Origin of the sequence: Paenibacillus sp. FSL L8-0158 (assembly GCF_038592965.1) — a bacterium.
Taxonomy (GTDB): Bacteria; Bacillota; Bacilli; order Paenibacillales; family Paenibacillaceae; genus Paenibacillus; species Paenibacillus polymyxa_D.
This window is the reverse complement of sequence record NZ_CP151949.1, coordinates 5687082-5707518: the sequence shown is the minus strand read 5'-3', so window position 1 is coordinate 5707518 and position 20437 is coordinate 5687082. Positions and strand designations below refer to the sequence as shown.

22 protein-coding genes are annotated in these 20437 nt (G+C 43.0%); 10 read left to right on the top strand and 12 right to left on the bottom strand.

Annotated elements, in window-relative coordinates; all coding sequences use genetic code 11:
• Positions 1–42 precede the first annotated feature (42 nt).
• Entirely contained in the window at positions 43–585 is a 543-nt protein-coding gene (locus NSQ68_RS25330; RefSeq protein WP_342427551.1) for a hypothetical protein, read from the top strand.
• Between the two features lie 18 nt (positions 586–603).
• Here NSQ68_RS25330 and NSQ68_RS25325 read toward each other — a convergent pair whose 3' ends face one another.
• Positions 604–1494 (bottom strand): YegS/Rv2252/BmrU family lipid kinase, encoded by an 891-nt coding sequence (locus NSQ68_RS25325; protein ID WP_342427550.1) that lies wholly within the window; start codon positions 1492–1494, stop codon positions 604–606.
• Between the two features lie 139 nt (positions 1495–1633).
• Here NSQ68_RS25325 and NSQ68_RS25320 point away from each other — a divergent pair, with 139 nt between their 5' ends.
• Positions 1634–2500: an SDR family oxidoreductase gene (locus tag NSQ68_RS25320; RefSeq protein WP_342427549.1), complete on the top strand. Its 867-nt coding sequence runs from the start codon at positions 1634–1636 to the stop codon at positions 2498–2500.
• A gap of 263 nt (positions 2501–2763) precedes the next feature.
• Positions 2764–3105: a zinc ribbon domain-containing protein YjdM gene (locus NSQ68_RS25315; RefSeq protein ID WP_307350745.1), complete on the top strand. Its 342-nt coding sequence runs from the start codon at positions 2764–2766 to the stop codon at positions 3103–3105.
• Positions 3106–3147: 42 nt separating this feature from the next.
• On the opposite strand, the gene NSQ68_RS25310 is transcribed toward NSQ68_RS25315, so the two are convergent.
• Positions 3148–3903: an AIM24 family protein gene (locus tag NSQ68_RS25310; protein WP_029518860.1), complete on the bottom strand. Its 756-nt coding sequence runs from the start codon at positions 3901–3903 to the stop codon at positions 3148–3150.
• A 251-nt stretch (positions 3904–4154) separates the two neighbouring features.
• Between NSQ68_RS25310 and NSQ68_RS25305 the strand changes: the two genes are divergently transcribed.
• Positions 4155–5207, top strand: a complete 1053-nt coding sequence (locus tag NSQ68_RS25305; protein ID WP_069012299.1) for an LLM class flavin-dependent oxidoreductase — start codon at positions 4155–4157, stop codon at positions 5205–5207.
• A gap of 119 nt (positions 5208–5326) precedes the next feature.
• Here the strand turns inward: NSQ68_RS25305 and NSQ68_RS25300 are convergent, their stop codons facing one another.
• The 3 genes from NSQ68_RS25300 to NSQ68_RS25290 all read right to left on the bottom strand — a co-directional run bounded on the left by NSQ68_RS25300 (position 5327) and on the right by NSQ68_RS25290 (position 8044).
• Positions 5327–5842 (bottom strand): DUF1036 domain-containing protein, encoded by a 516-nt coding sequence (locus tag NSQ68_RS25300; RefSeq protein ID WP_250262151.1) that lies wholly within the window; start codon positions 5840–5842, stop codon positions 5327–5329.
• Between the two features lie 82 nt (positions 5843–5924).
• Entirely contained in the window at positions 5925–7433 is a 1509-nt protein-coding gene (locus tag NSQ68_RS25295) for an aminotransferase class V-fold PLP-dependent enzyme (protein ID WP_342427548.1), read from the bottom strand.
• Between the two features lie 134 nt (positions 7434–7567).
• Entirely contained in the window at positions 7568–8044 is a 477-nt protein-coding gene (locus NSQ68_RS25290) for a DsrE/DsrF/DrsH-like family protein (protein WP_250240978.1), read from the bottom strand.
• 355 nt (positions 8045–8399) lie between these two features.
• Here NSQ68_RS25290 and NSQ68_RS25285 point away from each other — a divergent pair, with 355 nt between their 5' ends.
• The 4 genes from NSQ68_RS25285 (at position 8400) to NSQ68_RS25270 (ending at position 12703) form a co-directional block, all read left to right on the top strand.
• The gene (locus NSQ68_RS25285; RefSeq protein WP_342427547.1) at positions 8400–9143 is read left to right on the top strand and encodes a DUF5986 family protein; all 744 of its coding nucleotides are present in this window, start codon (positions 8400–8402) and stop codon (positions 9141–9143) included.
• Between the two features lie 38 nt (positions 9144–9181).
• A complete protein-coding gene (locus NSQ68_RS25280; protein ID WP_342427546.1) occupies positions 9182–10396 on the top strand; it encodes an ImmA/IrrE family metallo-endopeptidase in 1215 nt (404 codons plus the stop codon).
• Between the two features lie 208 nt (positions 10397–10604).
• Positions 10605–11567, top strand: a complete 963-nt coding sequence (locus NSQ68_RS25275) for a radical SAM protein (RefSeq protein WP_340957450.1) — start codon at positions 10605–10607, stop codon at positions 11565–11567.
• A 161-nt stretch (positions 11568–11728) separates the two neighbouring features.
• The gene (locus tag NSQ68_RS25270) at positions 11729–12703 is read left to right on the top strand and encodes an aldo/keto reductase family protein (RefSeq protein WP_307350759.1); all 975 of its coding nucleotides are present in this window, start codon (positions 11729–11731) and stop codon (positions 12701–12703) included.
• On the opposite strand, the gene NSQ68_RS25265 is transcribed toward NSQ68_RS25270, so the two are convergent.
• From NSQ68_RS25265 to NSQ68_RS25245, 5 genes are all read right to left on the bottom strand, one after another.
• The gene (locus NSQ68_RS25265) at positions 12700–13083 is read right to left on the bottom strand and encodes a hypothetical protein (protein WP_342427545.1); all 384 of its coding nucleotides are present in this window, start codon (positions 13081–13083) and stop codon (positions 12700–12702) included. The genes NSQ68_RS25270 and NSQ68_RS25265 overlap by 4 nt on opposite strands.
• Before the next feature lie 198 nt (positions 13084–13281).
• Entirely contained in the window at positions 13282–15222 is a 1941-nt protein-coding gene (locus tag NSQ68_RS25260; RefSeq protein WP_342427544.1) for an ABC transporter permease, read from the bottom strand.
• Positions 15212–15973 carry an ABC transporter ATP-binding protein gene (locus tag NSQ68_RS25255; protein ID WP_307350765.1) on the bottom strand — a complete coding sequence of 254 codons (762 nt, stop codon included), beginning with the start codon at positions 15971–15973 and terminating at the stop codon, positions 15212–15214. Before NSQ68_RS25255 ends, NSQ68_RS25260 begins: the two co-directional genes overlap by 11 nt.
• 102 nt (positions 15974–16075) lie before the next feature.
• Positions 16076–17080 (bottom strand): sensor histidine kinase, encoded by a 1005-nt coding sequence (locus NSQ68_RS25250; protein WP_342427543.1) that lies wholly within the window; start codon positions 17078–17080, stop codon positions 16076–16078.
• A complete protein-coding gene (locus NSQ68_RS25245; RefSeq protein ID WP_342427542.1) occupies positions 17073–17768 on the bottom strand; it encodes a response regulator transcription factor in 696 nt (231 codons plus the stop codon). The genes NSQ68_RS25250 and NSQ68_RS25245 overlap by 8 nt, the downstream gene beginning before the upstream one ends.
• Before the next feature lie 190 nt (positions 17769–17958).
• Between NSQ68_RS25245 and NSQ68_RS25240 the strand changes: the two genes are divergently transcribed.
• On the top strand, positions 17959–18588 hold the full coding sequence (locus NSQ68_RS25240) for a YfbR-like 5'-deoxynucleotidase (RefSeq protein ID WP_342429165.1): 630 nt from the start codon (positions 17959–17961) through the stop codon (positions 18586–18588).
• A gap of 174 nt (positions 18589–18762) precedes the next feature.
• Positions 18763–19749: an aldo/keto reductase gene (locus tag NSQ68_RS25235; protein WP_342427541.1), complete on the top strand. Its 987-nt coding sequence runs from the start codon at positions 18763–18765 to the stop codon at positions 19747–19749.
• A gap of 155 nt (positions 19750–19904) precedes the next feature.
• On the opposite strand, the gene NSQ68_RS25230 is transcribed toward NSQ68_RS25235, so the two are convergent.
• Complete coding sequence (locus NSQ68_RS25230) at positions 19905–20204, bottom strand: spore coat protein (RefSeq protein WP_342427540.1); 300 nt, start codon at positions 20202–20204, stop codon at positions 19905–19907.
• On the bottom strand, positions 20201–20410 hold the full coding sequence (locus NSQ68_RS25225) for a hypothetical protein (RefSeq protein WP_061829795.1): 210 nt from the start codon (positions 20408–20410) through the stop codon (positions 20201–20203). The genes NSQ68_RS25230 and NSQ68_RS25225 overlap by 4 nt, the downstream gene beginning before the upstream one ends.
• Between the last annotated feature and the right edge of the window lie 27 nt (positions 20411–20437).

Below are 20437 nucleotides of genomic sequence, written 5' to 3'. Positions count from 1 at the left end.
TATGAAGGAATAATTCAAACTTGATAAGGGGAAATTTCGTAAATGGCAGCAGATCAATCCGTCTTTATCTTGCTTACGAATACGGGAACGTTTCTTACGAGAGTCATTAAAAGCTATACGAGAGCGCCATACAATCACGCCTCCATTTCCTTCAACCGGGAACTTTCGGAGTTATACAGCTTCGGCAGAAAGACCCCTAATAACCCTCTGGATGGTGGTTTCGTGAAAGAGGATATTAAGACAGGTACATACAGCAGATTTCCGAATACAACATGCGTCATCTACGAGCTTCAAGTAACCGACCGTGAAGTCGAAAAAATGAAACGGGTTTTACATGTCTTTATTCGAAGTCGTCAAAAATATATGTATAACTTACTGGGTTTGATTGGTATTGCACTCAAAGAACCAGTCGAGTTCAGCAATTCTTATTTTTGTTCGCAATTCGTCGCGGAAATTTTACAGCGATCCGGCATAAAAATATGGAACAAACTACCCGCTCTTGTTACGCCAGACGATTTTCGGCAAAGTGATCGATTCCATTTGATCTACGAGGGGAAATTGAGCGAGTATGATCCTCAAGCTTGAGGATCAGCACCGCATGACTTAGACCTCTTCCGGCACAATTACCTCGATATGACGCGGTAAAATACCAAGCTCGATAGGCAAAGACGGCCCTTCCTCACCATCTACATTCGTACTTACCGGTTCTGCGGAGCTGACACTTACATGCTTTGCGGTAAAGTAAACGATATCACTATGATCCTTCAGGTTGCCTAAAAATAAGGATATGCTGGCCGTCACGGTGTTCAATATATTGAGGTTTTTAAAAATAAAGCAGTGAAGCAGACCATCGTCAACAGTCGCATCGGGTGCCAGTTTCTCGAATCCGCCAACTGAATTGGTTAACGTGGCCAAAAAGAGTGGGGACTTTCCTTCCCAGGTCTCGTCATCATAGCGGATGATAAGTGAGTGGGCAGGATGGCCGATAAGCTCTTTCATGCCTTCTTTGAAGTAGGCAAATGTGCCAAACATGGATTTATCGTCTGATGATACAGCTGATAGCGATTCAGCAAGCGAACCTGTGGCAACAACATTGGCAAACATTCGGCCGTTTAAGAGGCCCATATCTACGTTTTTCACGCGGGCAGAAGTCAGTGTACGGATCGCCAGCTCGGGACTTAGCGGAATTTGCAAGGCACGGGCAAAATCATTGACTGTCCCAAGGGGGATAATACCCAGTCTTGGACGGTGGCCTTGATCCATGAAACCGTTGATGGTTTCGTGAAGTGTGCCATCTCCACCGATGGAAACGACTAGGTCACAAGCTTCCTCACACGCATTAACGCAAAAACGGGTGGCGTCCAGTTCCTTTTCTGTCTCTTTAACCGTAACAACGTATCCTTGATCACGTAGAGTTTCTTCTACGTTTCTGACATGTTGGAGGGATTCCTCTTTGCCGGAAGAGGGATTTACAATGATCATAGCTTTCTTCATATACATGTTCCTTTCTCTAGGGGAAAGTTTGGGTTACCAACTCTTACCCGCAAAGCAGAACTTTAGACTCTAGATTAGACATGTGTTATATTTTTAGTTACTATATAAAAGTAAATAAAATCTGAATGGAGGATTTCATATGAAAATCGCATTAACAGGAGCAACAGGGCAACTGGGTTCCATCGTGGTAGATACGTTGCTTACATCTGTCTCCGCAAACGATCTTATTGTTAGCGTAAGAAATCCAGGAAAAGCAGAGAACTTACGGTCTCGTGGCGTTGACGTTCGTCACGGTGATTTTGATAAACCGGAGACGCTGGATCAAGCGTTTGCTGGAGTAGATCGACTGCTGATTATATCCGCAGACGGGGATAATGATACCAGAATTCGTCAGCATAAAGCGGCTGTGGATGCTGCTGTGCGTGCTGGAGTAGGCTTCATCGCTTATACTAGCGCTGCCAATGCCGCTGACAGCACTCTATTTCTTGCACCCGTACATCGCATCACGGAGGAGTTCATTCGCGAGTCAGGTATTCCTTATTCCTTCTTGCGTAATAATTGGTATCTGGAAAATGAGGCAGGCACGATCCAATCCGTATTCGCGGGGGCACCTTGGCTAACCTCGGCAGGGTCCGGTAAAGTAGGTTGGGCTACCCGTGCAGATTATGCGCAAGCAGCTGCCAATGTTTTGTCTGGTGAAGGGCATGAGAATACAATATACGAGCTCTCCGGTAAGCCGATTACCCAAGAAGAGTTTGCAGCGATACTTGCTGAGGTTCTGGGCAAAGACGTCCCTGTACAGCAGGTGGATGATGCTACGTATGCCGAGGTTATGCTTGGAGCGGGAGTCCCGGAAGGTGCAATCCCTATTGTGGTTGGTATTCAACAAGCGATTCGTGAAGGAGCCTTGGATGTGGTAAGCAACGATTTTGAGAAGCTGTTGAAACGTCCCCTTACGCCGCTTAGTCAAGGAATTAGTGAACTGATCAAGCAAATCCAAGCATAACAAACGTGCCGTAAAAACGGATGCTGTTTTCCTATGCAGCATCCGTTTTAGTTTTACATGTTCACCTTTGGGCATTTTCAGCAGACAGAGCGGTTACATATAAGGTACAACAATACTCAGATTAGTTTTATCCATGAGTGGAATCGTGACGGTTTATCCAATATACTTGTAGGGAACTCCAAGGTAGGCTTGGAGCAAGCTTGGTCTATCAAGGAAGCTTAGCACAGCAGTAGAATTTGAAAATGAATGGAGTACATAATACCATGTCTAATTTACCAAATTGTCCTGAATGTAATTCAGAGTACACTTATGAGGATCGCAGTCTTTTCATTTGCCCGGAATGCGCTCATGAGTGGTCTACCGAGTCAGAAGTGGTAAGCAGTGAAGACATTAAGGTCGTCAAAGATGCGAATGGTAACATTCTGCAGGATGGTGACTCTGTAACTGTCATTAAAGACCTTAAAGTGAAGGGAAGCTCATCCGTCTTAAAAATCGGCACCAAAGTAAAAAACATCCGTCTGGTGGATGGCGATCACGATATTGACTGCAAAATTGATGGTTTTGGAGCAATGAAGCTAAAATCGGAGTTTGTAAAAAAGAATTAAAATGTAAGAAAGGAGAAGCCGAGGGCTTCTCCTTTTTTATGTTTATAAGGGTGCCAACCATACGGTTCCTGTTCCCCTGTACACATTTACCAGCCCTTCGCCGGAAGCAGCCGAGCCCATTTTGGTTTTCCCGGATTTTTCGACGGTGAACTGTAAGGTATTGGACCACATGAGGGCAAAGTTACCATCCACCTTCAGCACATCGTTTTGCAATTCTATAACGACCGCTTCCTCGGAAGGGATTGGCGCTTGTAGTGCCAGAACCCCTTTTCCGCGGGCGCTTAAATTAAATAACCCTTCTCCACCCAGTGCGGCAGAGGAAAGATTACTACGTGCAACGACGGAAATGTCCAGCGTCGTGTCACAAGCCAAAAACAAGCCGTCTTCGATGGCAATATCATCATTGTCGACATCAATAAGCCAAATATATTGGTAGGTAGGCTCCAGCATAATGGTACCCGTGCCTTTATAGTGCGGTTTAATGGCACCTGTCCCTGTCACAGCACCGGACACCAAGTTTCGCATTAAGCCACCAACGCCTTTTACACCGGTAGTCATTTCCATGCTACCCACAGTATATTGCATGGCTCCCGCCTTCATCATAATCTCGCTATTGTTGATTTCAATCATGAGCTGTTTGCGGCGCATGTTACTTTTGCTCATATAGTAATTGTCTTGCGCAGCCGCAACCGAGGTGCAGCTCAAATCTGTTATGTATTCCAGTACCGTAAATCCGCCTAATTGGTCAGTGATAGCAACATTGCTGTTATCCTTTAAATTATTAATAACAAAAGCCATAAATGTAAGTGCCTCCTTGTTGTATTCATGTTGTGGGGATGGGAATCTTCTTTATTCCATACAATATTCGACAAAGAGACTTCTTTTCCTGCGGCGAATATTGACACTTCCCTTGGCTGATTTTCAGACTCAGAAAAGGAGAGCTTGAAAAAGATGCGAAAAAGGTTCAATATAAAGATATCGGTTTTTAAAATGATTGTCTTTGAAAGCAGTCGTATGAGAACGAGGCACGAAAATAGGGGGTAGAACAAGTGGAGATAGGGATAAGCACGTTTGTAGAAACAACGCCGGATCCCCAAACGGGGGAGGTTATCAGTCACGCACAACGAATACGTGAAGTGGTCGAGGAGATTGTGCTTGCAGATCAGGTAGGGCTGGATGTGTACGGCGTCGGGGAGCATCATCGTAAAGATTATGCGGCATCTGCACCTGCTGTTATCCTCGCTGCTGCTGCAGCACAGACCCAACGGATTCGGTTAACCAGTGCAGTTACGGTACTTTCATCGGATGATCCCGTACGTGTGTTTCAGGATTTTGCTACACTGGACGGCATTTCGAATGGACGAGCTGAGATTATGGCAGGCCGGGGTTCCTTTATCGAATCGTTCCCGTTATTTGGGTATGATTTGGATAACTACGATGAACTATTCGATGAAAAGCTGGAGCTGTTATTGAAGATCCGAGAATCCGAGAAGGTCACCTGGAAAGGCGGACATCGGCCTGCAATTCATAATTTGGGCGTGTATCCGCGTCCAGTTCAGAATCCGTTGCCTGTATGGATTGGGAGTGGGGGTAATCAGGAATCTGTGGTTCGTGCAGGCTTGCTCGGATTGCCGTTGGTTCTGGCGATTATTGGGGGTAGTCCTGTACAGTTTGCTCCGTTGGTGGAACTGTATAAAAAAGCCGCTAGGCATGCTGGTCATGATGCATCGCTGCTTCCGGTTGCATCACACTCACATGGTTTTATCGCAGAGACGACTGAGCTGGCAGCGGATAAATTCTTCCCTTCCACTCAGCAGAGCATGAATGTGCTTGGGCGTGAACGCGGTTGGGGCCCTTACACTCGCTCTAGCTTCGATGCCGCACGTAGCTTTGAAGGAGCGTTGTATGTAGGTGATTCCGACACGGTTGCCAAGAAAATCATTCATCTCCGTAAACAGGTAGGCATTACACGTTTTCTGTTGCACGTGCCCGTCGGTACGATGCCGCATGACGATGTCATGAGAGCAATTGAGCTATTGGGAACAGAGGTAGCACCACGGGTTCGTGAAGAGATATCCAAGTGGGAATCCGAAAGTAAATAAACGGAATTACTTCATAGATAAAAGAGAAAGGAGCAGACCATGGGAGTGAGGTCGCTCCTTTTAATAAAAAATATGACTGCTTTAGATCTCATGCAATGTTGCGAATTAGGAATTCTACATCAATTCTTTCTCAGTCTTGTAGGTACTGCAACACGGTTGGATGACAGAGGTTTTCCCTGTTTCAATTTTTTAGCCGTTCTAGGTATTCTTACGACTAAGGATCCTTCTGTGCTTTGTTTGGAAGGCAAGGCTATGCGAATATTCCCGGATTGAGGTGCGCTTTGGCTAGCGCTGCTAACCAGGTTGATGGTGTAACTTGCGTAGATTGGACTGACAGGAATCCGCCGCATACCTAAATTCCTACAGGTCGTACATCCTACGTTCCAACACCAATGGAAGGCCTGGCTAGGGAGCTGGGTAAAATAAGAACCTGACCATGTGCGTCCAAAGCTACTTTCGGCATAGTAATAGAACGTATTGCCTCCGGCATATCCACTCCAAACTTCTCTTGTCTGCCCAGGATCTACACGATACCAGCCAATCTTGGCATAGTTGATAGGACTACAGTTGAAGTTCGGATAAGCGTAAGCAATATAGATAGCCGCATTAGTACTGTTGCGAAAATTGAGACCCATTTGTCGTCACTTCTTTCCTCATATATTAATCCTACAGAATATTCTATGAGAGTTTTGAAGGAAGGGAACGGACAGGAGTCTCTTAATCGCTAAAATTGAACCATTTGCTGATGTCTATTTTGTTATGTTCATTTATAGATCTCCATTCATTCGTATCTGGTTGATAGATATAATCTTTTTGCCAGGTCATGATGTTTTCCACGATTGCCCGTATGGAAGAGACGATATAGGAGACTTCCTGATTCGTCATCATGGGATGGAGCGACAGACGCACCCAGCCCGGTTTTCGAGATAAGTCTCCCGCATCGATCAGGTCTGTCATTTGTTTAGATATTTGCTGGTCGATGCCCAGCAAATAATGTCCGTAGGGGCCTGCACAAGAGCAGCCGCCCCGGACCTGAATACCAAACCGATCATTCAATAGTTTTACGATCAGATTATAGTGAATAGGGCCGACAACGAAAGAAACGATCCCCATTCGTTCTTGGCTGCTTCCTCCTAAAATGTGTAGCCCTGGTATGGTACTCAAGCTCTGTAGTAATAATGATGTCAGTTCCTTTTTGCGCTCCAACAGGCGCTTCTGTCCCATTTGTTCTTTCAGCCGAATGCAGAGCGCCGTTCGAACGGCCTGTAGAAAGGCAGGCGTTCCTCCATCCTCACGGGCTTCAGTATTATCTTTATACTCGTATCCACCCCAAGGATTGGTCCAGCTAACTGTACCCCCTCCGGGCTGATCCGGAGCACAATTAAGGCATAGTCTCGAATCCACAATTAAAACGCCACTTGTACCGGGACCCCCAAGAAATTTATGGGGCGAAAATACAATCCCGTCCAGTTTCTCGAGAGGATCTGTGGGGTGCATGTTGATCTCGGCATAAGGTGCGCTTGCTGAAAAATCAATGAAACAAACGCCGCTATGTTCGTGCATTTTGCGGGCTAGCTGGTAAATCGGTACTTCGAACCCTGTAACATTGGAGCAGGCGGTAAAGGCGCCGATTTTGATAGGGCGATGCCGGAATTGAAGCAGCAGTCGTTCGAGATGAGTTGGATCGACAATCCCGCCGGGACCCGGAGGAAGACATACAACGTCTCCAATGGTTTCTGCCCAGGAGATATGATTGGAATGATGCTCCATATGTGTAACGAAAATAACGGGGCGTTCTTTTTCGGCGATGGGGTAGAGGGGCTTTAATTTTTCATGTATTTTCAATCCTAACAGCCGCTGAAGCTTATTCACTGCACCTGTCATACCTGACCCGGCGAACAGGATGATATCATGTTCATTGGCATGAACGTGGCCCTTAATGATTTGTTTCGCTTCTTCATAGGCTTGGGTCATCAGAGTTCCTGTCAAATTAGACTCCGTATGCGTATTCGCCACAAAAGGGCCTAATTCTTTTGCTATTTTCGACTCGATGGGTCCATACAGACGGCCACTGGCTGCCCAATCCGCATAAATCAGCTTTTTTTGCCCATATGGAGATTCAAAGGTCTGGTGATATCCGATTGTACTTTCGCGATACCTTTGGAAATAAGCCTCGTTAGAAGGCTGATACCTACAATTACTGCTTCCAATTCGAGCCATGAGCATACGGCGCCTCCCAAGTCGTTCTGTCTTCTTAGGGTACGTAAGTAGGTCCGAATGGGTTAAAAAAAATAGGCGAGTGTCATCATTTAGTCACAATAAAAGCCTCATCCAACAGCCGGATAAGGCGCAAGTCCATCTTATATAAACAACTGCATATCCGATTCGAGCGCATCTTTTAGATACGTTTTGGCCTCAATAATTTCCAGTTCAGGTATAAATTCTTCCGGTTTAAAACCCATAATTTCGACTGATAGCTTACAGGCATAAAATTTCACATTTTTCTTCCGCGCTCCTTTCAGGAAATGAATGAGCTTCGGGGCTTCGTTATCTTCGATCATTTCCGTCAGCATCAGCTTGCCAAGGCCGCTGAAATTCATTTTGGATAGTGGTAAGGATTCAGGCCCTTTGGGCGTCATCAAGTCCATGAGTTTCTCGTAAATCGTCTTATCCTCAAGCGTCATCTTCTCGGGATCACGAACCAGTGATAATCCCCAGAACGCAAAAAACATCGTCACATCCACATCCAGCTCCCGAGCTGTATTCGCCAAGATCAGTCCAGCCATTGCCTTATCATAATCGCCGCTGAACATAAGCAGATTCATCCTTTTATCCACAATTCCCGCCTCCATTACCAACAGATATATTCAGTATGGATTTGGGAATGAGAACTATGCCCAGTTCACATATTGATCACAATTACAGGGAATAAGTTGTAAACATGTGGTAATTAAAAAAATCTTGTTGCTAACTAACCAGCGTTAGTGTGCCCATCTCTCGTCAACAGACGGATGATCTGCGGGAAGAATGAGAATAATTTAAAGGCAACATCGTTTTAAAACCTAAATGACTTTAAAGATTTTATTCAATATACAGTCCAACTTTAAAAAAAACAAAAAAAATCATTTCCTTAAGTCCGAATTTCGATTAAAATATAGGTATTCTTCATACCTATGAATCGGAGCGATGGATATGGATAAATTCAAATTTAATTCCGAACACAACAAAATGATTGTTGATGCTATCGTAGATGGATATCGCGATTATATTGAGCATCGTAAAGATCGAAAAGCAAAAATGAAGATCAGTTCAGCTTTTGCCTGGACCAAGGGTAACTTTATCGAAAGTAAGATCGCAGAAGAGTGCGTTGATTACGGTTTTACATATAAAAAATCGAAAGCTGGATTAACGTGGGACTATCTCCAATTTATCCATGGAGACTCTAAAATTCTTTTTCTTATTAAGAACGCGGCCTATTTCAATGAGAAATGTTTTTCACAGGCAAAGCTACCTAGTAATTACGGGGGGGAAGGTTCACGTCGTACCTATCTTCATGAACTTTCAAAAATTAACAAAGATTTATTGTTTTCTCCTACTCAGCAATCCTCGAAGATAAGGGGGGGACCTGAACAACTTTCTTTTCTAATTTTAGAGAGTCAGGTAAAAGATGAACTCGAAAGCTTTAAATCATCCTACAATGAGTTCCATATACTCACATATGCACTTGATGAGGCATATCAGATATCTGAAATAATGCATTATTTGCCTAATCCTGAGGATAATATTGCTTACCTGATAGAAGACCTCTCAAGTCTTATTTCTGGAGCTGATTTAACGGAGGAAGATCGCGAAGTAGTCGCGCCAGAGATGAGTGAAGATATTATGGACCCAGCAGCTTTCGATATTGGGATCCTGGAAGAAGAGCAACACAACTAGACAAACAAGACGGGTTAGTCCAATAAGGAGGGAGCAGCATGTTCATAGGCGAAAATTTGACCAATCTACGGATCATGCATGGATATTCAAGAAAACAGCTCTCCGAAATGTTGGGTGTTACAGAACAAGCAGTCTGGCAGTACGAGAATGCGTATACATCTCCTAAAATGCAAATCGTGAATGAGTTAAAGCGGATTTTTAACGTGAAAAGTAAATACTTCTATACTAAAGACATGCTTGCACGGAATATGACACCTGCCAACGTAAACGTAATGAACATCGCTTATCGTTCAAAAGTTTTGAATGTTATCTCGAAGACGCAGGCGGAAGCGAAGCATGTTGAATATTTAGATGCTTTTATTAACTATATCACAGCCAGAGTTAGCCTCCCTACCCTCAAAATTATCAGCTTAAGGGATGAAGTTATCGAATATCTAAACCATTCAGATGACGATAGATCCACTCAAATTGATAAAGTTGCTCATTTGGCACGAAAAAGGCTGGGACTAGCGCAAGATACAAACGACGATCTTATGTTTCTAGTTGAAAAAAGTGGAGTATTCGCCTTTGAGAAGGCAATGGGCGACGAGATTGATGCTTATAGTCTCTGGACTCGAAACGACCGGCCTTATATCATATTAGGGAATATGAAACGATCAGCCGTTCGGAGAAACTTTGATATAGCACATGAACTGGGACATCTACTGCTTCATTATCGCCTTGAATTTGCCAATTTAGATCGAAAAGAACACAAAATTATTGAAAATGAAGCAAATATGTTTGCGGGAGCATTCTTATTACCTGAAGACGAATTTACACTTGATATGAAAAATATGGTTCATATCACAAATCCAGATAATTACTTGGATTTGAAAAAGAAATGGAAGACTTCGCTGCAAGTGTTGGGATACAGGGCGGCCCATTTGGGAAATCTTAAACCAAAAGATCATCGGAACTTCTATGCAGCTTTACATCGAAAAGGTTATTTGAAAATTGAACCACTCGATGAATTAATTACAATTCAGAAACCAACAAAAATCAAAACAATTATCGACCTTGTTTCTAAAAAGGGCCTTGTGAACATCCATCAAATGGTTGAGAATGATTGGAAAACTGAAGTATCCTTCTTTTACCACATGACCGGAATTGTTCCTGAGTTTTTTAATAAATATTTGGCAGAAAGTCTTGATTTCGGCCTGCAAAATGTCACGGATATATCCAAGCGTTTCTCTGATGTAGCTAAGCAAGTGTAACTATAGCATAGCATTTTAAAACATATATTTAAGGCTTTAAGACTGTCGAGAAACCTAGCTCTTTAGATGCAGGTTTCTTTTTGTTTTAATTCAAATTTTCGGAACTCCATTTTCACCGTTACCAATGTCATATCCACAAACCGTCCCATTCTGTATAATCTCAAGGGGATTCAAGACATAAGCCTGAGATCGGGAGGATCATGAGAAAGTGAGTATAGAGAACAAATATAAAGCACTTGAACTGGAAAAGCCGGGCATCTACGAGCTGGAGGGACTGGAAGTCGGGGTCACCTCTAATTGCAACTTCAAGTGTGATTACTGCTGCGCGTATCAGCGGAACGATGGGCAATGCATTAGCAGCAAAGAGGTCATTGATATTATTGATGACATTCCAACGTTAAAACGTGTGCGACTGTCCGGGGGAGAAGTGACCTTGAAGTATGAGGATTGTCTGGACATTGTGGCTCACTGTTCAAGCAAGGGCATCGCTACCCAGCTCAATACCAATGCCAGCTTGCTCAGCCCTGAACGAATTGAGAAACTACGTGATGCAGGACTTTCCAACATTCATATCTCCTTCAACTTCACGGATGCCGATAAATATGCAGCCTATTATCATGTTCATCCTCGCATGTATGAGAAAATCGTTCAAAATATCCGGTTATGTACCGAGGCCAAGCTGGAAACGGTGCTGGAGACGTTGCTGTTTGCAGAGACACAAAACAACATGCCAGCTATTAGCGAAATGGTATATGATCTCGGTGTGCGCATCCATGAAATCCAAAACAGCATTGTGATGGATCATACCAACTGGAACGCTATTTCCACCAAGGAAGCGCTCGTCCGTTCCGTTCATGACCTGATTGCACATAAAAAAGATGACACTGTATTGTATTTCACCTGTATGGACCGTTTCGCAGAAGCACTGGGTTTCAAGGAACAGCCGGGTGTGTATTTTTCCAATTGTGTTGATGGTAAAAAACAGCTCCATCTGCACGGGAACGGGGACATCCTGATCTGTGAGCTATGCCATCCTGTGGTCATCGGCAATATTTATGATGGAACATCCTTAAAGGATATTTACAAAAATAAACCGAAGCAGCTTCAGGAGTTTCTCGACAAACTGCCTTGCCCAGCATATGATGCGCTTTTTCCTGTAGGAAGCAAGTAGACATGATTTGAGATTGTGAAACTAAAGCATCTACCACCCTAACCGTCAGGGTGGTAGATATCCTTCATGTAACTTCATGAATCCTTTATCAATGATTTTAATGAAAGGGTTTACATGTTAAAATATAAAAATATGATCCTCTTATGAAAGAAGGAGTAGATATGAAATATAGAAATGTAGGCAACAGTGGTCTTAAAATTAGTGAAATCGGCCTGGGGAGCTGGTTGACGTACGGTACAGCCGCCGAGCAGGAAGCAGCTCATACTTGTATTGCCAAAGCCTTTGAACTCGGGATTAATTTCTTTGATACCGCGAACGCGTATAACCGGGGAGAAGGCGAAAAGGCTATGGGAGCTGCCTTGAAGTCTTATCGAAGAGATAGCTATGTATTATCTACCAAGGTGTACTTCCCTATGGATTCCGGTCCCAATGACAGGGGACTGTCACGCAAGCACATTATGGAGCAATGTGAAGCGAGTCTGAAGCGTCTGGGTACGGATTATATCGACATGTATTTTTGTCATCGTTATGATCCAGACACTCCTTTGGAAGAGACGCTGCGAGCGCTCGATGACCTTCAGGCTCAGGGTAAGATTCTGTACGCTGCTGTTAGCGAATGGAGTGCTGCCCAGCTCATGGATGCTTATGGGATTGGAAAAAGGCTGAATCTGCGCCCGCTGATTGCCAATCAGCCGATCTATAATATGTTCGAACGTTACATCGAGCATGAGGTACTTCCGATATCCGGGCAGGTAGGCATCGGCCAAATTGTATTTTCGCCTCTGGCCCAAGGGATCCTCACGGGGAAATACAAGCCTGGACAGCCTTTACCGACGGGTAGCCGCGGGGCTGATGCCTCTGTCAATAATGTTATCAGCAGTTATATGAACGATACCGTTCTAAACTGTGTCCAGGAGCTGGATAAGCTGGCGAAGGATTTGGGTGTCACCCTGTCACAGCTCGCACTTGCTTGGATTCTGAGAGAACCGGGTATCAGCGCTGCACTCATTGGGGCCACTAAACCGGCACAAATCGAAGAAAATGTAAAAGCAGTCGAAGTGACGCTGCAACCGGAGACATGCGCGGAAATTGAGCGGATTCTCAAGCAAGCAGAGGGTTTTGAACCTTTGCGTTAACTAGCTTCAAGTATGGCATAAATACCTGAACCCACACTAAATACAATCCCGATCACTAAAACAAGGATTTGCTTCTTATTGAGATCCAGCGGATCAAAAAAGATGGGTAACAGCCATTTTAGGGTGATGACAGACCATAAGCCCTCCAGTAACCCTAGCATCAACACCTTTTGTCCCCAGTGAAACTTCATTTGCGGTGTTAGCGGACCTGCTAGCATCAAATCACCTGAGGCACGGATATTCCAGAAAACGATAACCATGAATACAACAAGAGTTAATAGGGTTGACATAATATAGGCGACATCTTTTTTAGCCTTTTTCGTAAGTGTCGGCGATTTTTTAAACTCAGGCAAGCCAATTAGGAAAAAAACAATTCCCATAAAAATAGCCGCACCTATAAAGGAACCGAGTATGATATTGGCTACGATGCCGATGCCATTGATGAGTAATAATAAAATAAGCTCTCCCCCTTTGGGGTTACGATGATAGTTATTTTATTGTACATGCAGGAACGAAAATGCTCAAATATTTGGAAAAGCCCCAGCGCTTTCGCTGGAGCTTTCTTTGCTTTTTGCCGATTATAATGCTGATTTAATGACCTTTTTATAATACAGAATGGATAATACTCCAAAAATGGAATATAAGGCGGTGTACAGCACCATAACGATGATCATAGGCATCCAAATTTCGGTTCCAAACAAGAACCAGCCGGATTGAACGGCGAAATAGCTGTGTGATAGGCCAATCACTAATGGAATGCCGAAGTTAAAGAGCTGTTTTATTTTAATGCCTCGAAGCAGGTCACTTTGGGTGAACCCTAACTTTCTTAATACCGTATAATTGGCTTTTTCATCTTCGCTCTCATCCATTTGCTTAAAGTAAAGGATACAGCCTGATGTAATGAGAAAGGTGAGTCCTAAAAAGCCAACTACAAACATGATCACTCCCATGTTCCGCTTCTGATTGCTGCTCATTTCAAGGCGGGATGTTTGTTGATCATTAAAATTCGCAGCTGCAAAGAGACGATTGGCTTCTTCAATCTGTTCTGCATTTATCATATCAATTCCAATATATAAGGATGATTTCTTTTGAATCTCAGGATTTGCATCTCTCTTTAACCGCTCAAAGATGGTTTCGTCTACAATGACAGTGGGTACTCCCCCGGCTGCAAAATAGTAGGGAATCACATAATCCTTTTTTAGACCCACATATTGTTGAGGTATGACTTCCGTTTTCCCCTTTAAATCCAAGGGTCCAAAGTCTTTCAAGGACATGAATTTCTGTAACATATCATTATAGCCCGTTAAAACCGTTTGGCCTGGAGATACATCCGTATCCTCCACAGATTGGTCGCTTACGACAGGCAGTGTCATGGAATCCGTACCGTCATTTAATTGTTCCATAGGAGTCTCCATAATTTGCGCTGTCTTCACACTGACTTGAATCACTTCAATTTTCTTTTCACGATACTTTATATCATGCTCATGAAGTAACGCTTTGAATTTCTCAGCATCCGGTACATTCGTCATGGCAAAATGGGAAGGTACATTGTCCTCAGCTGCTTGATCCGCAGAATAATAGGCGATATAGCTTAAGGATAGTAAACCGATGGCAAGTGCCGATACTGTTGTAATAATGGTCAACAACAAAGCATTGGATTTCATACGGAACATAATGGATGAGAGAGACAGCACCTCATTAATGTTCAAATAGCCGCCTTTGCTTTTTCTGATGATATTGGAAATAAAGCGGATAGATCCTTTATAAAAAAGGAGTGTTCCGATGATGACAGAGCCCAAAATAAACACCATAGCCATAAATAGTTCATTTAAGGATGTAAAGTCTCCACCAAATAATCTGGAGGAAACATAATATCCTAAAGCGATGAATGAGACTCCAATGATCCCGATGATCATTTCATAGATCGTTATTTTCTTGATTTTACCTTCGGTGGTTGAGATCACTCTGAACAAAGACAAAATACTTTGTCTTTGGATAAAGGAATAATTCATGAGCATAACCAATAAGTAGATGATACCAAAAACGATGAGTGTTTGAGCCAGTGCTTGGTTAGAAAAATATAGAGTGGCAATGGCTTCGACGCCCGTCGTCTTGAATAGAATCATAATCACTAATTTGGAAAAGGAGAATCCAACCCCAATTCCTATGAAAAGTGAACTGAAGTATAGAATTAAGTTTTCAGCACTCAGGATGCGAAAAATTTTATTTTTAGTCATTCCGATCAATTGAAATAGGCCAATTTCTTTGCTGCGTCTTTTTATAAAGATATTATTAGCATACAAAAGGAAGATGCAGACAATAGCGACCAGTAAAACGGAAGCTGCGCGTATGGAAGCTGCACCTTTAACAGAACCCTTCACTTCGTCCATGGAGGGATCGTACTGTAGTGTGACAAAAGCGAAATAGAGCGCAACACTGAAAATGAGGGCAAAAACATAAAGGTAATAATTTTTCAGGTTTTTTTTCAAATTCTTTAGAATGAGCAGATTAATGTTCATATTGAACCCCGCCTAAGACCCCTTGGGTTTTCATGATATCCTGGAAGAAGCTTTGTCTTTCCTGCTCACCTTTGTGAAGCTGCGTATACATTTGCCCATCCTTAATAAAAATAACCCGACTGCAATGGCTGGCAGCGACAGGATCATGCGTGACCATAATAATGGTTGCCTTGCGTTTTTGGTTCAACTGGCCCAGCTTGTTTAATAAGTCGGAAGCCGACTTGGAATCCAGTGCACCCGTAGGTTCATCGGCAAAAATAATACTGGGCTCATGAATAAACGCTCTGGCCGCTGATGTACGCTGTTTCTGTCCACCCGAAATTTCATTGGGATACTTATCTTTCAACTCATAAATCCCCAATTCTGTAGCCACTTCCTGAAATCTTCGGTTGGCTTCTTTTTTAGGCGTTTTGGTGATGGATAAGGGTAAGAGGATGTTCTCCTTCACCGTTAGCGTATCTAGCAGATTATACTCCTGAAAAATAAAGCCTAAATGCTCTTTGCGAAATTCAGCCAGTTGCTTTTCTTTCATTTTCGTCATTTCGATATCATTGATTCTAATGGAACCTTGGCTCACTTTATCAATAGAGGAAAGAACATTCAGCAGTGTGGTTTTACCTGAACCGGAGGCTCCCATAATACTGACAAATTCCCCTTCTTCAATAAGGATATCTATTCCCTTCAAAACCTCCTGCATATTTAACTTATTACCATAGCTTTTACGGATTTTACGGGCTTCTAAAATGTTCACTTCGATGCACTCCTTATTGTTCTTGTAGCCTTATTATAAAAATAGAGCCGATGTTTTTCCTTTGATTGGGCGAACAATACATAAAAGCATGTGACATCTCTGTCACATGCTTACCACACTCACGAAATCATTTCGTTTGGGAAAAATTAAAGTGAAGGTTGTACCCACGTTCGGTTTGGAGTGCACATCTATATGTATGAGCAAGGTTTGTGCTGCCTTTTTCGTTAAATATAACCCCATACCCGTTGAAGTGTGATCAGAATGTTGGGTTGTGGATGTAAAACCTTTCTCGAAAATACGGGGTATATCCTTCGGGTCAATACCGCGCCCAAAGTCTTGAACCTCAAGCTGTATTCGATCCCTTTGTTCATAGCTGTGAATGATAATATCACTGGCATCGCTGTATTTGATGGCATTGGTTAAGAGCTGTCTGATGATAAAAGCCAGCCATTTGGCATCACTCAGCACTTCCATGTGCTCCAATTGGATGTCAAAACCGATCCCTTTTTGGATACACCATGACTGTAATGCTTTGATCTCTTTAAAAACCAGAGATTTTAAATCCACTTGCTCGACATACAGATCATTTTCAATAAAAGATATGCGTTTGTGATGGAGCTGCTGATCCAGCAGTAAGTGAATTCGTAGCCATTCATAGGTTAACTGAGCTTTTAAGGACTTGTCGTCCAACCGCTCAATCATCAAATGCATGGTAGTCAATGGTGTTTTTACCTCATGAATCCAGGATAATAGTTCATCCTTTTCATGTTCAAGTGTCAATTGATTTTGCGAGATGATCTGTTGTAACCGTTCGTTCTGGTCCGTGATTTTTTGTTCAATGATTTGCTCAAACGGACTCTCCGGTTCGCCTATACCCGTTAGTTCAAGAGGACTCTCCCATTTTTCTAGTGTGGTATAGAATTTGGTTTCCTTGGGATAGCGAATGATTAAAAAAACCAAGAAAATCATCATAGATAAGAAGACGATATAAAGGATCGGCATTAATGGAATTGCTGCATCCACATAAGCAATGAACAGGATCAGGAATTGCTGACACACAAACAGTAGAATCCAGCTCCGCCTCTCTATAAGGTATTTTTTAATCATAGGCAGGTGCCTCTTCTATAGCCATGTAGCCTTGCCCCACTTTCGTTTCAATAAAACGGCCCAAATCCAGCTCGTCCAATTTTTTACGTAGGCGGTTCAAGTTGACGGTCAGGGTATTGTCGCTGACAAAACGTTCATCATCCCAGAGGCTTTTAATTAATTCCTCACGTGCAACAATTTTATTTTTTTGTTCGATCAGCAGCTTCAAAATAAAAATCTCGTTCTTGGTTAATTCGATGGAGCCGGCCTCATTGGCTACTACATTTTTTTCATAATCGACCGTTGCGCCACACCATGTTTTCAGGGAGACAGGTTCAGTATTGTAATTATATACGCGGCGGAGTGTCGCCTGTAATTTGGCAATGAGTACATCAAAATGAAATGGTTTTTGGATAAAATCATCCGCTCCAAGCTGCATCGACATCACCATATCCGTAGGATGATCCCGTGAAGATAAGAAGAGGATGGGGACGTTAGAGTGGGATCGAATCATTCGACACCAATGAAACCCATCAAATTTCGGCAATTGAATATCTATCACGACCAGATCAGGCTTTATCGTTGTAAATTCCTGAATGACTTTATTAAAGTCCTGGATGCCATACACATCATAGTTCCATTGAGTTAACCGATCCTTCATTTCATGGAACAAAGTTTCATCATCTTCAATTAATAAGATTTTGAACAACGAATTCACCACTTTATATTTTTTTCAGGATTTTGTAAGTTCCTCTTTTATAAAGTGTATAGCAAAAATTGTGTATGTGCTACATGTGTGAATTCCACTTGATATTGCGATAATCTGCTGTTAATAGTTGAGGTTTATAGTGGGGTTTAGATTGACTATCTCATATATATATTAAAGGATGGATGCAATGATGGGGATTCACACGTATTTTCGGTCGTTAAATGAGCTGGAAAGAATCATCCGTTGTCCGGGTAAGTTTAAATTTGAGGAACATAGCGTATCGGCACATTCCTGGAAAGTGGTACAGTATGCCAAAACGCTGGCTGATATCGAAGAGAGGAACGGCGTAAGCATTGACTGGAAAAAGCTATACGAGATCACAAGCAGTCACGATTACGGGGAGATTTTTATTGGAGACATCAAAACGCCAGTTAAGCACTCCTCTAAGGAACTACGATTATTAATCCAACAGGTCGAAGAGGGTATGATTGAGTATTTTATTGAAGAGAATATTCCCGAGGATTTTAAGGCTATTTTTCGCAAACAGCTAAGGGAAGGTAAAGATGATTCTGTAGAAGGTTTAATCCTTGAAGTTGCGGACAAGATGGATCAGGTATACGAAGCATTTGCAGAACTTCAGCGGGGAAATACGGAAAAGGAATTTATAGTCATGTACCGTAATGCACTTGTAAAAATCAAGAATATTCAATTACACTGCGTCGATTATTTTTTGGAAAATATCCTTCCCGATATGGTCGAGGAAGAAACGCCTTCATCCATTGATATCAAGAAGATTACGGAAGAAGCCTTAGCTTTGTAAATGAATTTCCCTACCGTCCAGAAGCTACTGAAGCGCTTCTGTTCATACATAATAATTCTCGTTTCAAAACCAGACAATGCTTGACTTCAAGTTAACTTTAAGTAGTAACATACGGAATGTGACATGGTGCTTAGGAAATACGATGACTATTCTGACAATTTAGGAGTGATGGAGATGAAAAAGAAACAACTGGGTAACAGCGATCTTCAAGTATCTGCACTGGGTCTGGGCTGCATGGGAATGTCCGAATATTACGGTGAGTTGAATGAGCAGGAATCGATCAAAACACTTCATCGTGCGCTGGAGCTAGGGATAAACTTTTGGGATACTGCCGATGTCTATGGTGTGGGGGAAAATGAAAAACTGATTAGCCAAGTCCTACGGAGCCACCGCGACGAAGTCGTATTAGCCACTAAATTTTCCATTATGCGTGGGGAAGATGGCGCATTTATGGGTGTAAGTGGCCGTCCCGAATACGTAAAAGAGGCATGTGATCGCAGCCTGCAAAGACTGGGTGTAGATGTGATTGATCTGTACTACCAGCATCGTGTCGATCCAAATGTGCCTATCGAGGAAACGGTTGGTGCGATGAGTGACTTGGTTCAAGCGGGAAAAGTCCGCTATTTGGGGCTGTCCGAAGCTTCTCCTGGGCTCATTCGACGCGCTCACAAAGTACATCCAATTACAGCGCTGCAAACGGAATATTCTTTATGGAGCCGAGAAGCAGAAGATGAAGTTATACCAACGTGTAAGGAACTGGGCATCGAATTTGTGGCCTACAGTCCACTTGGACGCGGCTTTTTGAGCGGGCAAATTCAGAAGTTTGATGATTTTGCAGAAGATGATTTCCGTCGCTCTGTGCCACGTTTTCAACCTGAGAATTTCCAGAAAAATCTGGATCTCGTGCAGCATGTTAAGGACCTTGCCGCCCAAAAAGGGGTCAAAGCTTCTCAACTGGCGTTGGCATGGCTGCTTGCACAAGAGGGAATTTTACCGATTCCAGGAACCAAGCGGGTTACGTATTTAGAGGAAAATGCAGGATCCGTCGATGTTGTTTTATCCGCACAGGAAATGGAAGCTATTAACGCAATTATTCCAAAAGGAATGGCAGCGGGTCTTCGTTATCCTGCAGAACGGATGCCGAATTGGCAAGCCGAATAATTAAGATAACATGTTAATCCCAAAAGCCGCCCTTAACGCGTATCGACGTGAAAGGCGGCTTTGTGGGTTTACATATACTGCTAAGGGTGTGCTTTTAAAATTCCCAAGGGACGTCCTACGGGCAGGAATGTACGACCGAAGTGAGCGTCCTACCTTTATAAAACGGGGGCTTGCAATGCAGTATTGATATTTTGTAGATCCATCGAAAGTTGCTCTTTTATGTTCCAAGGGTGATACCAGCCACGTTCGATCGTGTATGTTGAAATCTGCTCATGCGTATCAATAGCCTCATCCAGTTGCTTCGTAAGAATAGCTTTAATTTCTGGAGTTCCCGCTTCCGTTACAGCCATAGCGTAATTTCTCACTCCGCTTTTGGCGGCGTTCAGAAAATCGGCTGCAATGACTTGGTCCGTTAAGGTATTGAGTCCGGTCAAATACTCTAATAGTTTATTCATGGCTTAACCTCCTGTGAAATGGCTTGATCTAAGAGGGTACCGAGTTCTTGTAATTGGCGGGTCGATAAGTCAACATCCTGCTGTAATATAGCTTTGAGGGTCGGATCAGAGATTAATGCTTGCATGGTTTTAGACTTGGTAAGACACACTGCTTTGAACGCTGATAATTCATGGACTTCAAGGGTTTCGTGCAGGCCATACACCATATGACGTTTACCTCCAATGCTCTAATA